The 12,919-nt window shown below is 30.1% G+C and carries 16 protein-coding genes and 1 pseudogene; 12 read left to right on the plus strand and 5 right to left on the minus strand.

The features are described 5' to 3' along the window. Positions 1-11: 11 nt before the first annotated feature. From Fi14EGH31_RS00530 to Fi14EGH31_RS15500, 7 genes are all read left to right on the plus strand, one after another. Entirely contained in the window at positions 12-1,016 is a 1,005-nt protein-coding gene (locus Fi14EGH31_RS00530; RefSeq protein ID WP_022000662.1) for an SIS domain-containing protein, read from the plus strand. A gap of 55 nt (positions 1,017-1,071) precedes the next feature. Then, entirely contained in the window at positions 1,072-2,151 is a 1,080-nt protein-coding gene (locus Fi14EGH31_RS00535) for an SIS domain-containing protein (protein ID WP_022000661.1), read from the plus strand. After that, positions 2,135-2,788, plus strand: a complete 654-nt coding sequence (locus tag Fi14EGH31_RS00540) for an HAD family hydrolase (RefSeq protein WP_118573756.1) — start codon at positions 2,135-2,137, stop codon at positions 2,786-2,788. Before Fi14EGH31_RS00535 ends, Fi14EGH31_RS00540 begins: the two co-directional genes overlap by 17 nt. Positions 2,789-2,792: 4 nt before the next feature. Next, positions 2,793-3,428 carry a hypothetical protein gene (locus tag Fi14EGH31_RS00545; RefSeq protein WP_106987542.1) on the plus strand — a complete coding sequence of 212 codons (636 nt, stop codon included), beginning with the start codon at positions 2,793-2,795 and terminating at the stop codon, positions 3,426-3,428. 610 nt (positions 3,429-4,038) lie between these two features. Continuing rightward, positions 4,039-4,272 carry a hypothetical protein gene (locus Fi14EGH31_RS00550; protein ID WP_106987543.1) on the plus strand — a complete coding sequence of 78 codons (234 nt, stop codon included), beginning with the start codon at positions 4,039-4,041 and terminating at the stop codon, positions 4,270-4,272. Between the two features lie 132 nt (positions 4,273-4,404). Beyond that, positions 4,405-4,767, plus strand: a complete 363-nt coding sequence (locus Fi14EGH31_RS00555; RefSeq protein WP_117347677.1) for a hypothetical protein — start codon at positions 4,405-4,407, stop codon at positions 4,765-4,767. A gap of 86 nt (positions 4,768-4,853) precedes the next feature. Then, the gene (locus tag Fi14EGH31_RS15500; protein ID WP_267905640.1) at positions 4,854-4,982 is read left to right on the plus strand and encodes a hypothetical protein; all 129 of its coding nucleotides are present in this window, start codon (positions 4,854-4,856) and stop codon (positions 4,980-4,982) included. 73 nt (positions 4,983-5,055) lie between these two features. Here Fi14EGH31_RS15500 and Fi14EGH31_RS00560 read toward each other — a convergent pair whose 3' ends face one another. The 5 genes and pseudogenes from Fi14EGH31_RS00560 to tnpA all read right to left on the minus strand — a co-directional run bounded on the left by Fi14EGH31_RS00560 (position 5,056) and on the right by tnpA (position 7,100). After that, entirely contained in the window at positions 5,056-5,481 is a 426-nt protein-coding gene (locus Fi14EGH31_RS00560; protein ID WP_117481872.1) for an IS66 family transposase, read from the minus strand. Continuing rightward, positions 5,459-5,833: pseudogene (locus Fi14EGH31_RS15190) on the minus strand (IS66 family transposase); the annotation flags it as partial. The gene Fi14EGH31_RS00560 and the pseudogene Fi14EGH31_RS15190, both read right to left, overlap by 23 nt. 15 nt (positions 5,834-5,848) lie before the next feature. Then, complete coding sequence (locus tag Fi14EGH31_RS00575; RefSeq protein ID WP_158546555.1) at positions 5,849-6,436, minus strand: IS66 family transposase; 588 nt, start codon at positions 6,434-6,436, stop codon at positions 5,849-5,851. 104 nt (positions 6,437-6,540) lie between these two features. Then, complete coding sequence (gene tnpB, locus Fi14EGH31_RS00580; RefSeq protein WP_117865069.1) at positions 6,541-6,840, minus strand: IS66 family insertion sequence element accessory protein TnpB; 300 nt, start codon at positions 6,838-6,840, stop codon at positions 6,541-6,543. Continuing rightward, a complete protein-coding gene (gene tnpA, locus Fi14EGH31_RS00585; RefSeq protein ID WP_117575566.1) occupies positions 6,837-7,100 on the minus strand; it encodes an IS66 family insertion sequence element accessory protein TnpA in 264 nt (87 codons plus the stop codon). Before tnpA ends, tnpB begins: the two co-directional genes overlap by 4 nt. Before the next feature lie 173 nt (positions 7,101-7,273). Here tnpA and Fi14EGH31_RS00590 point away from each other — a divergent pair, with 173 nt between their 5' ends. The 5 genes from Fi14EGH31_RS00590 (at position 7,274) to Fi14EGH31_RS00610 (ending at position 12,893) form a co-directional block, all read left to right on the plus strand. Continuing rightward, positions 7,274-8,062, plus strand: a complete 789-nt coding sequence (locus Fi14EGH31_RS00590) for a YoaK family protein (protein ID WP_107029653.1) — start codon at positions 7,274-7,276, stop codon at positions 8,060-8,062. Positions 8,063-8,147: 85 nt separating this feature from the next. Then, complete coding sequence (prfA, locus tag Fi14EGH31_RS00595; protein ID WP_022002396.1) at positions 8,148-9,224, plus strand: peptide chain release factor 1; 1,077 nt, start codon at positions 8,148-8,150, stop codon at positions 9,222-9,224. Next, positions 9,224-10,081 (plus strand): peptide chain release factor N(5)-glutamine methyltransferase, encoded by an 858-nt coding sequence (prmC, locus tag Fi14EGH31_RS00600; RefSeq protein ID WP_032091181.1) that lies wholly within the window; start codon positions 9,224-9,226, stop codon positions 10,079-10,081. The genes prfA and prmC overlap by 1 nt, the downstream gene beginning before the upstream one ends. 1 nt (position 10,082) lies before the next feature. Next, the gene (locus Fi14EGH31_RS00605) at positions 10,083-10,580 is read left to right on the plus strand and encodes a GNAT family N-acetyltransferase (protein WP_117788583.1); all 498 of its coding nucleotides are present in this window, start codon (positions 10,083-10,085) and stop codon (positions 10,578-10,580) included. 132 nt (positions 10,581-10,712) lie between these two features. Next, positions 10,713-12,893 carry a SpoIIE family protein phosphatase gene (locus Fi14EGH31_RS00610; protein ID WP_117575565.1) on the plus strand — a complete coding sequence of 727 codons (2,181 nt, stop codon included), beginning with the start codon at positions 10,713-10,715 and terminating at the stop codon, positions 12,891-12,893. The last annotated feature ends 26 nt before the right edge of the window (positions 12,894-12,919 follow it).

Below are 12,919 nucleotides of genomic sequence, written 5' to 3' on the forward strand. Positions count from 1 at the left end.
AGGAAAAGAAAATGGAAATGATTAAATTTAATGAACAGGAAAAAATCGATAGCGTAAATGGCGCATTAGCTCTACGCCCTCAGATCAACGAAATCGTTGATGAAATCTGCGAACGTGGATATTCAAACATCTGCTGGTTAGGTGTTGGTGGTACTTGGGCAAGTGCAATGCAAGCTACAGTACATATGAAAGAAATGAGTGCCATTGAAACTTGGGCAGAAAATGCTGCTGAATACTTAACTACAGGAAACAAACGTATTACTAAAGATACAGTTGTTATTATCTCTTCTGTAACTGGAAATACTAAAGAAGTAGTTGATGCTATCAAAAAGATCAAAGCTGAAGTTGGTTCTACAGTTATTTCATTTGTAGATGCTAAAGAAGCTATTTTATTAGATTTAGGAGACTACAAGATCTCTTACCCAGTTAACGAACAGTTAAAGTTCTTCATGGTTGCTGACCGTTTCATGTTCAACAATGGTGAATTAGAAGACTACGAAGATATGTATGCTGAATTTGACAAATACTTAGCAGAAGCTTTAGTAGAAGTTGAAAAGAAGGCTGAACCATTTGCTGTTGAATTCGCTAAAAAACATTGGAATGATGAAATGCACTACTTTGTAGGTGCTGGAAATCAGTGGGGTGCTACTTACTCATATGCGATGTGCTATTGGGAAGAACAGTTATGGTTAAAAACTAAATCAATCACATCAAATGAATTCTTCCACGGTATGTTCGAAATCGTAACTAAAGAAACTCCAGTTACTATCTATATTGGTGAAGATGCTCAGCGTCCATTATCTGAACGTGTAGCTAACTTTATTCCAAGAATTTGTGAAAACTACACAATCATCGACTCTAAAGATTACGAATTAAAAGGAATTAGTGAAAAATATCGTAAACACTTATCTCACCATGTAATGCATGCTGTAAACAACAGAATCGATGTTCATATGGAAATCGAAACTCGTCACCCTATGGAAATCCGTCGTTATTACAGAAGATTAGAATACTAAAATATAAGGGGTGGATTCATTCCACCTCTTATACCTTAATAATTGGAGGTATATTATGAATAAATTAACAATGTTTGATTATGTTAAAGAAACACCAGACGTATTAAGAACAAATATTGAACAATATACTACACTAGTTGATCCATTGATGAAAGAAGTGCAACAAAAAGAAATAAAACGTATTTTACTTGTTGCTTCTGGATCAAGTCATAATGCTTGTTATTGTGCGAGAAGTTTCGTGGAAAAAGTAAGTGGTTTAGAAGTAAGAATCATTACGCCATATACATTTACGTATTATGAAAATGACATTAAAGAGAACGACTTAGTTTTAGTGGTTACACAGAGTGGGTTAAGTACAAATGCAATAGAAGCATTAAAAATCACCAAGAAAAAAGAATGTAGAGCTATTTGTTTAACAGGAAATAAAAACAGCGATGTAAAAGATGTTGCGGATGTTGTGATTGAATATGGTGTTGGAGAAGAATTAGTTGGCTATGTCACAAAAGGTGTTTCTTCACTTGCGTTATTCTTAGATTTATTCGCAATTGCGTATTCTGGAAAGACTGAGTATTTGGATGAATTAAAGAAAGCAGCTGATTTAAATGAAGAAATGATTGATCAGGCTACAAACTTTATTCAGCAACATTATAAGAATTTCTCATCTATGTCCTGGGTTTACAGTTGTGGAGCGGGTGCTAATTATGGAACAGCACTTGAAAGTGCATTAAAAATGGGTGAAACCATTCATATTCCAAGTTGCTGCTATGAAATTGAAGAGTATATCCATGGACCAAACCTTCAATTAACGCCACAATACAATGTGATTTTCTTTGATGGAAACGATGGTGCAAGTCGACGAGTAGAACAAGTATATAAGGCTACACGAAAAGTCACAAATCGAGCTTATTTGATTTCAAACAACCCTCAATTATCGAGTGATGATCATGTTTTAAGTTTGAGTGATACGGTATCAAGTGAATTAAGTCCACTTGTATATCTACCATTTGTACAATTATTAAGCTTTATTGTTTCAAATGACTTACACTCTATTTATCAACACCCATTATTAAAAGAATTTAAGGCTATCGCAGCTGCAAAAACGGAGAATTTTGTGAATTATGATGGAGACGATTAAAGCGATTATTTTTGATATGGATGGTGTGATCTTTGATAGTGAAACCATGTATATAAATGATTTGATAAGATTTTTTAAACAGCATGATATAGAAATACAAGTAAGTGATTGCATTCCTCTTATTGGTATTGATAGTAAATTATATTATGAACAAGCATACACAATGTGGAACAACAAAACAGATTTCATTACATTTAAAAATATGCTTCAAGAATATTTTCGTTCATTTGATTGTGATTATAAAGCAGTCGTTAGACCACAGATCTATTCTGTTTTAGAAAGCTTAAGTGAACATTATAAAATTGCGTTAGCGTCCTCTTCAAGTTTAAATGCTATTAATACTGCATTAGCTCAAGCTGATTTAAGAAAGTATTTCACACTTATAGTAAGTGGTGAACAATTCAAAGAAAGTAAACCCAATCCAGAAATATATTTACATACAATCAAAGAATTGAATGTGAATAAAGATGAAGCTATTATTATTGAGGATTCATCTAAAGGAATATTAGCTGCAAATAGAGCCGGTATTAAGGTATTGGCTTTAAAAGATGATAAGTTTGGCTTGGATCAAAGCCAGGCAGATATAATTATTGATGAATTAAATGATATTATAAAGTTGATTGAGAAAGGGGCATAAAAGTATGAATGCTATGTTAGTTGCTGTTATAGTGATTGCTGTTATTGGAATTATTCCAGTGATCATTAGAAAGAAATTTCTAAAAATATATCTTACATTACTCCAAAAAAATGATATTAAGGCAATAGAAGACTTAATAGCAACTCAACTAGCTAAGATATGTATTCCTCTATTTAATAGGGAATATTTACTTTTAAATGCTTATCTAAAAGTAAATGATAACAAACAAATAGATACTCAAGTAAACAATATAATGGACCATGTTCCTATGAATTCTAAGCAGAAGTCTGCTCTCGCAAAATCAGTATTCTATATATATGTAGATAAGAAGAATGCATCTATGATTGATCGTTTGTTGGAAATGGTTAGCACTACAAATGATCATGCCCTATATAGACAGATGGATATGGTCAATGATACTTTAATTAGTGGTGGAATTAAGTATTATGATGAATTAAAATCTGATCTAGAAGATGTAGAATATACTAAAAACAATGCAGATACTCCCTATCTCGAATTCTTATTATCAGTTATCTACAAAAATATGGGTAATGAATCAAAAAGCAAGGAATATAAAAATAGAGCCTTAGAAGATTGTAAAGGAACTGTATATGAATCTTTAATTAAATCTCAAAATTAATAGGATGATTGAGAAAATCTCGCACTGAAAGACAACCTAATTAAATGGGTTGTCTTTTCGTGCGACAGGCAGTCGCTTATATGTTATGTCAACAGGGGCATGACATTTTCTACTTATAAATGCTTATTCAAGATAGGGCTCTATTAACTTGAAATGCTTCATGGAATGTAAAAATCCTGTAGGTGAAAGTCCTACATCGTGCGCACTAGTGCTATTCGAAAAGTCTAATCTAATGCATCAACGTAAGGCGGTGTGTGAAGGATATGCAGTAGAATGTGTGACAACATTGCGATAAATGTGGAAGTCTATTTACTGTGTTATCAATGAACTAGACGATAACATAGGCCTTCTATTGTGAAGTCTGTTGGCATGATATTAAGGAAATAGCGATGACCCTGTCAGACCTTATGACTACTTGGTGTATATCAAGGTACTTATCTATAAGTGTAATTCGAAGTGATAGGTACATCATGAGGAGTCAGACACTCTCATAGTAGTGAATGATATTGATGTAACATAACATCAATGTAGCGAAGGGGAGTCATTTATTGGAATTATTATAGGAACTTATGGGATATCACAAACGGTTTTACGTTTATCGGTAGGATTATTGGAAGATTATAAAAATAAACATAAAATGATTATGCTTATACCAGCTTTATCTTCAGGATGTGTTTCTTTATTTAGAATTATTTTCAATAATGGCATTGTTTTTTTGATTGAAAATCTTTTTTCAGGACTTGCCAGGGCAATGAGTTTTTTCCAAGCAGGCTATGCTTTATGTTTATTTATTTTTAGCGTTTATTTGCTTTATTGCTTCAAGAATTTCTTTTGGCTATTGTAAATCTCATTAACAAATAAAGCTCTTACATTTTATATATTTTGTTAATGAAATTAAAATTGTATACATTTCTCTTTTCTGAAAAATTAAAAAAGATTATGCTACAGGTGTCTTAGGAAAGAGAGGATGAATATTATGAGTATCAATGAAATTAACGCAGAAGCAAAAGAATCTTTAAGAAAGTATTTTAAAGATAGTAATGATGTAAAACATGGAAATGAAGGAAGAGAAGAATTAACAAAAGAAGAAATCTTTCAATCAGTAGCGGGAGAAATCAAAACTTCAGAAATGAAATTAGAACAAAGAAAGCAAATGAGAAACACATTACAACATGATGCTAGAGAAGCATTAGAAAAAGTATGTGGAAAAAAAGCAGAAACTAAAGAAGTACAACATATGACATTAGAAGGAATGGAAAAAGAATTAAGAGAAAATACTAAACATCAAATGGAATATGTAAATTCTTTAAAACAAAATACAATGAATTCAAGAGCATAAGGACTTCGAAAGAAGTTCTTTTTTTACATTTAATGGATATTTTCTTAACATAAAAAAGAGTAATATTTTGTTAAGAGGTGATGAGGATGAATGCAAAAAGATATCATTTTATAGAAACTATGATATGGGTAGGAATTCCTTTTCTATTTATGATCATTGATTGGTTTTATATACATGTATTGAATAGTAAGCATCAATTTATAAGCATAGAATAAAAAACAAGCAGTAAGCCTTCATAATGAAGAAAATGTCCTGTTTGTTTTATTGTTGCACCAAAAGAACATATTTCTATGCCTTTTTGTTTTTGTATAGATTTTTTGGTAATTCTTCTGACCATGGCATGATTTTTTCAAGTAAATCTGCTGTCAGCTTATTTCCTGTCATTCTTGTTAGTATGTATTCTATATACTCATACGGTTTTAGGCCATTTATTTTTGCACTTTCAATTATGCTGTACGCCGCTCCACTTGCTTTGGCTCCATTGATGCTGTTTGAAAACAGAAAATTTTTTCTGCCAATGACAAAGCTCTTACAACATCTTTCTGCTGAATTATTGCTTATTTTAACTCGCCCATCTTCTATATAATATCTTAAATATTTTTCATTATTGATGGCATATGTCATTGCCGTATCCAAATGTGATTTCTTTGGTGTATGTGGCGCAACATCCATTACTTCTACCAGTTTTCTTCTAATATGAGCAAAACATCCCATGTTTTTTTATATCTTTTATATTTGCATAGGCCTGGTAGCCATCACTTTGAATTACTCCATTAAAGCCTTCAAGATAATCGCTGGCTCTATCATATTTTCTGTCGTTTTCAAACTGATAGAGCACCATCTTCTTTTCTTCGCTTCTTCCTGTTTTATACACCCACATCTAACAGTCCTGTTTTCCTTCACTCTTTTTGAGTTCTAATACTTCCAGCTTTGTTTCATCTGCATTGATATATTCACATTTTAAAAGCTGATCATGCATGTACTCAACAAATTCTTGAAAGTAAAGATCATAGAGTTTCATGATCCAGTTGGACATTGTCTGCCTCGATAATGTAATCCCTATGCGTTCAAGTGCCTTTTCCTATCTGTATAATGGCAAAGAAAGATTGTATTTTTTATCAAGTATCGATGCGAGCAATGATGGTGAAGCAAAACTTTTAGGTATGACTGCTTTAGGCATATCACCTTTGTACATTGGTGTTGTTTCAATTTCTTCATCATACTCCCCGCTGTAAACATATTGAATATGTTTTATGACTTCATAATATTCTTTATGATGGACAAGTTCTTTTCTTTCATTCGTTCCAATCAGTCTTAATGGCTTCCCTGTTTGAGGATCTGTTTTATCTTCCAAATCATGTTCAACAACTGTTTCAGGAAGATCTTCAATCCCTCTTTTCTTTGATTTCTTTCTTGAATGTGATGTAACTCTTACCTGCAGTTCTGGTTCTGTTTTTAATACTGTTGATTCAGTTTCAGCTTCATTGAAAAGGTTGAGTGTCAGTTGATCAGGTATTTCGATCTTTTCGCTTCTTGATCCATAAAATGTTTTTTTATAAAGAACCAGCTGTTCACGAACATAATTCAGTTCCTGTTTCAGACTTTCTATGACTGTATTTTTTGCTTCAAGTTCAGCTTCCAACTGTCTGATTCTTTTATCCTTTTTCATTGTCATCACATCCTTCAAACAGGAAAGATTATACCATAAATTATTAGATGAGAATACAGTTTGATACAGTATCCTCACTAATTTTATTTTCAAATTCCAGTCCTTCAATCAGCCAGTTGAGCTGTTGGGGGTGTAATCATCAAAACGCCTGATTCCTCATGCTTTTTAAACTTGAATTTTCCATTTTCAAGTCTTCTTGTAAAAAGCCAGAAGCCATTGGCTTCATAATAAAGCATCTTGATTCTATTACGTGAAGCATTGGTAAAAATAAACAAGCTATGATCCAAGACAGTCATGCTGAACTGAGATGCAGCAATCAAAGCAAGACCATCAATTTGTTTTCTTATGTCACAAAACTGCTTGGCAACATAAATATTTTTGATTTCATCGGTATTGATAATCATAGCAGGTTCTCCAATAAAATCTTGAGATTTTGTTTGGAACAGGAAATATGATGATGGTCAATATCAAAATCAATAACGTCATTACTTTTATCAAGGATGACAGGTAGAAAAGTATTTTCTTCTTCAAGGATCAAAGCCTTTTGTTTATAGAAGCTGGAAATACAAATATGATTGTCATTACAATACTTTTTAATTGTCAAACCACTTTGTTTCTGTGCTTCGATAACTTCCTTCCATTTTTCTTTTCCTCTAATTATCAAAAAAGATGCACCTCCTTATTAAGTACATCCTTATTGTATTGAATTCATCAATTATTTATAATCGCTTATTTATTTGACGCTTACTTAAGGCGCATGAAAACATGTGTCTTTTTTAATAGAATTATATCTTGATAACAAATTATTACAGGAATATAATATTTGCGGTGATAAAAATGGAAAATTATGACGAAGTAGAACAGAATGTAGAACAATTAGAAGATGAGTTAGAAGAAGTTGAAGAAGAACTCGAACAAAAAGAAGAAGGCTTTCTAGAGTGTGAACGTTGGCGTTGTTTTTTATTGTTGATTACTGTAGGGGGATTCTTTGGGGCTTATACTTTTTCAGTAAAGGGTGGTGTTTTCTGTAATGCCCAAACAGCCAATATTGTTTTATTTGGTATGGCTTTAGGTAATATGGATTTCTCAAGAGCTGCTTATTTATTAATTCCTATTAGTTCTTATTTTATAGGAACAATGGTTTCTGAATATTTGGCTTTAAAAATAAAGAAATATAGAAAATTAAGATGGGATACCATCTTAATAGGGGTAGAAATAATTACTGTTATTATTTTAGGACTACTTCCTAGTAGTGTACCTGATCAAGTATTTCAAGTAACAATTAACTTTATTTGTGCAATGCAATTTAATACTTTTAGACAAGCAGAAAAAGTAGGTATGGCTACTACTTTTGTAACAAATCATATTAGACAAACAGGGAGTTTCTTTGTTCGTTGGTTAAGAAAAAGACATGAAAAGAAATATTTAAATCGTTCTTTAAGACATTTATGTATGATTTTATGTTTTATAGGTGGTGCTGTTCTTTCTACTGTGATGTGTCATTATTTTAAAGATAGAGCTATATGGGGTTCACTTATTTTCTTAATTATTTTACAAGGGGACTTATTATATGCTGATTTAGTCAAAGAAAAAGAATTATTAGATCAAGTTCCAAATGGGCATTAATGCCCATTTTTTCTTGTTTAAATCGTCTATTTCATGTATTATTATTGTGCTATGAGTATAAAAAATTTAATGGAGGTAAAAAGCTATGAATGAAAGTATGTTAGATAGATTAGTATCTATGGAAAATAGATATGAAGAATTAGGTCATATGTTAATGGATCCAGATATTGGTACAGATATTAAAAAAATGACAGATGTTACAAAAGAACAAGCTTCTTTACAAGCTGCTTATGATTTGTTTCAAGAATATAAAGAAGTAAAAGATGGTATTGATGGTGCTAAAGAATTAATGAAGGAAAATGATCCTGAAATTAAAGAAATGGCAAAAATGGAATTAGATGAATTAGAAGAAAGAATGCCAGATATTATTAAAAAATTAGAATTAGAATTAATTCCTAAAGATCCAAATGATAATAAAAACGTTATCATGGAAATCCGTGGAGCTGCTGGTGGAGATGAAGGAAATATCTTTGCAGGTGATTTATATAGAATGTATGTAAAATATGCTGAAAGCCAAGGATGGAAAGTAGAAGTTATGGAAGCTGAAGAATCTGAAGCTGGTGGTTTCTCACTTATTTCATTCAATGTGATTGGTGATGGTGTTTATGGTAAATTAAAATATGAATCTGGATCACACCGTGTTCAACGTGTTCCTAAGACTGAAACACAAGGACGTGTGCATACTTCAACTGCAACAGTATTAGTTATGCCAGAAATGGAAGAAGTTGATGTACAAATTAATAAAAGTGATTTAAGAATTGATACTTATCGTGCAAGTGGTGCCGGAGGACAACATATCAATAAAACAGATTCAGCTGTTCGTATTACTCACTTACCAACAGGAATTGTGGCAACAAGCCAAGATGGACGTTCTCAACATGATAACCGTGATAAAGCAATGAAAGCTTTAGTAGCACGTGTTTATGATTACTTCCAATCTCAACAAACAGAAGCAATTGATAGTGAAAGAAAATCGAAAGTTGGTACTGGAGATCGTGCTGAAAAGATCAGAACTTATAACTATCCTCAAAACCGTGTAACAGATCATCGTATTGGACTTACAATTCAACAATTAGATCGTATTATTGAAGGTAAATTAGATGATATTATTACAGCATTAATCAATGAAGATCAACGTCTTAAATTAGAAGGACAAAAATAATGAAAACAGTTAGAGAATTAATTAAAGAAGCCGAAAGTAAATTGGATGATGAACATAAAGATGTCAATGTCGCAAAAGTCTTATTTTATCATCTTGCTAAAAAAGAACCTCATGAACTTTATTTAATGATGAATGAAGAAGTAGAACCTGAATTAGAAAAAGCTTTTCTTGCAGGAATGGAAGAATATTATCAAGGAAAACCTATTCAATATATTAAAGGGTGTGAAAGTTTCTTTGGTAGAGACTTTAAAGTGAATGAAGATGTATTGATTCCTCGTTATGAAACAGAAGAATTGGTAGAAAACATCTTATATCGTATTGATGATTACTTTAATGATTATAAAGAAATTCATTTATGTGATGTAGGGACAGGAAGTGGTGCTATTGCGATTACTCTTGCTTTAGAAGAACCACGTTTAAAAGTCATTGCGACAGATATTTCTAAAGAAGCTTTAGTTGTTGCTCAAGATAATGCGAAAACATTAGGGGCGAATGTTGAATTTAGAAATGGAGATATGTTACAACCTTTATTAGATACACATGAAAAAGTAGATATCTTTGTTTCTAATCCACCTTATATTCCTAATGATCAAGATATTGAAGCAATGGTTAAGGATAATGAACCTCATGTTGCTTTATTTGGTGGAAATGATGGTTTATATTTTTATAGAAAGATTTTTAAAGAAGTTAAACCTTTATTAAATGATCGAGCTTTATTAGCTTTTGAAATGGGATTTGATCAAAGAGAATTAATGGAAACAGCAATCAAAGAATTCTTTGGAGATTACCCTTTTGAAATTATTAAAGACATTAATGGAAAAGATAGAATGTTATTTATCTATTATAATTTAAAATAATATGAATATAGAAACAGAAAGACTCATAATCAAGCCACTTACATTAGATGATGCCAAACGTTTTAGTGAATATCGTGATAAAGAAGAAGTTGCAATGTATCAATCATGGGATGAATATCCTTTAAATAAGGCTATTAACCGTATTGAATATTGTCAAAAGCATCCATTTCATGGACAAATTGGTAACTACCAATTTGGCCTTTATTTAAAAGAAAACAATCAGCTTATTGGAGATATTTTTATTGAAATAGATGGGCATACAACTTTTACTTTAGGATATACTTTAGATAGTGTTTACTGGTCTAAAGGATATGCAAGTGAAGCATTAAAGAGTGTATTTAAGGCAATGAATGAAACATATTCTTTTAAAATATGTTTATGTCATGTATATGAAGATAATATAAAATCAATTAAACTATTAGAAAGAAATGGATTCGATAAAATCCATAAATCTTGGTTTTACCAAGATGTACTTTATCGTAAAATGTTAAATAAATAGAGTTACTCATATTTTTATTAAAATGAGTTAAATGGATAATTCAAAATAAAAGGCATCAATTTAAAGATGTCTTTTTTTAGTGACAAAATATTTAAAATAAACTCTATATAATGATTACGAGGTGGAAATAAAATGGATTTAGTTATCGTCAATAAACAAAAACACGTGCATTATATTTTACCAATCATTATATTTTTTAGTACCATTATTTTAAGCTATGCTAAAATACAAGAAACAGCCTTACCTTTTTTATTACCTTTATTTATTGTATCGTTTTATAGTGGATATCTGTATCTTACATGCTTTTTAACAGCGATTATAGGAATATCGATTATTAATCAAGATACATTTACAATTGTTGTCATCATTACATTATTACTGACCATTTATCTTCTTAACTTTACACATCTATTAAAAACAAAGTATATTTCTTTTATTATAACAGCAATTTTGATTCCATTTTTTTATGCGAATCATTACAACATCTTACAAACAACAGTTCTTGTCATGTTAACGTTGTTTAATTGTTATCTTGATCAAGAAATTATTCCTTTAATTATTCATCAAAATAAAAATGTTTTAAATATAAAAAGATTACAAGCATTAATTGTTGTGGTATGTACACTATTTATTAGCTTTATTCCTTTTAATACAACATATACAATGATCTTTTTAAGATATTTCTTATTAATTTCTATTTATTATCTATCAATTGAAAAAGTCATGCCTATTATTTTATATCTTTCTATTCTTTTAATGCTAATAGCTCCATCATTAAAAGATGATGTCTTATCCTTAATATTACCAATGAGTTTCTTTTTTATGATGCAACCTAAAAACAAATATCTATTCATATCTATTTTCTTATTATCACATATTACACTACCATTTTTTATTAATTACAATTACTTCTATTATGCTTTTGTGATTCTTGTTCCAGTTTTTTTATTTATGATTTCTCCACAATTTAAAAATAAAAAAATAAAGATCAATCCAGAATTTATAGAAATAAGTTATCAAGAACAACTTAAAAGTAAAGCAGATGCTTTTGCATCTTTATTTCATCAACTCACAGAAGTTTTTAAAGAAGAAAATCAAGAAACCCATTTATCTGAATATGTGGGATATGTTTATGAGGATGTGTGTCATCATTGTTCTTCTAAAAAATATTGTTTTTATAGTCAAGAAGGAATGAGTCGTTTAGGTAAGTTGATTTCTAAGGGAATTCAAAAAGATTTAGAGGTAGATGATTATAATTATATTTATCAACATTGTTTAAAGCCGGATGATTATTTAAAGAGTTTAAAGAATCATCAAAAAGGTTATTTTAAGATGTTAAAAGTTAATCATGCACATGATCATTTAAAAAAAGATTTATTTCAAGAGTTTTCAATCATGGGTCATGTTTTTCAAAACTTTTCTAAAAAGATAGATGAACAAGATAATGAAAAGAAAATCTTAGAGCATTTAAAAGCGTATCATTTTGAAGTGTATTATTTAAAGAAAATAAAAAAAGATTATGAAAATTATATGTTAGAAATAGGAATAGAAGATATAGATGAAAAAACTGTAACAGAAGAACTTATTCCTATTTTAGAAAATTATTTAAATGAATCATTAGATCTTGTCTCTATTAAAAAGCAACATCTTCAAATAGGTTACACTTCAATTTTATTAAAACATGAACTTAAATATACATTACAACTTGCGAAAAAACAGTATGCTTTAGATCAACAATGTGGAGATAGTATTCTTACTTTTGGTTTAGATGAACATCATTATGTGGCTTTATCTGATGGTATGGGACAAGGTTATATTGCTTATAAGGAAAGTAAGTTAACATTGGATGTTTTAAGTCAATTGCTTAAAAATGGCATTCAATTAAGAGATACGTTGAATACTTTAAATACGTTATTAAAGATAAAGAATCAAGGAGATATGTATACGACATTAGATTTATTTGATTTTAATTTAATGAATTCAAGATTAAAAGTAATTAAATATGGAGCTTATGAAAGTTATTTAATAAGAAATCATCAAATAGATGTTTTACATTCACATTCTTTACCAGTAGGAATGGCTTCTACAATGAAGATGGTTTCTTATGATATGAAAATCAAAGAAAATGATATATTGATTCTTACAAGTGATGGAGTAGGAGAACATTTCTTTGATTTATTAAAAAAATATCAAGAAGAAATTGAAAAGATGTCAGTTTATGAAATTGTTTCCTTTCTTTTTCAAAAATCTTTTCAAAAGAAAGATCTAGATGATATGAGTATTATTGTTATTAAAGTGGTCAATAGAAATTAGAGATATGCTATAATACAAGCGGTGAG

Origin of the sequence: Faecalibacillus intestinalis (assembly GCF_015097455.1) — a bacterium.
Classification (GTDB): Bacteria; Bacillota_I; Bacilli_A; order Erysipelotrichales; family Coprobacillaceae; genus Faecalibacillus; species Faecalibacillus intestinalis.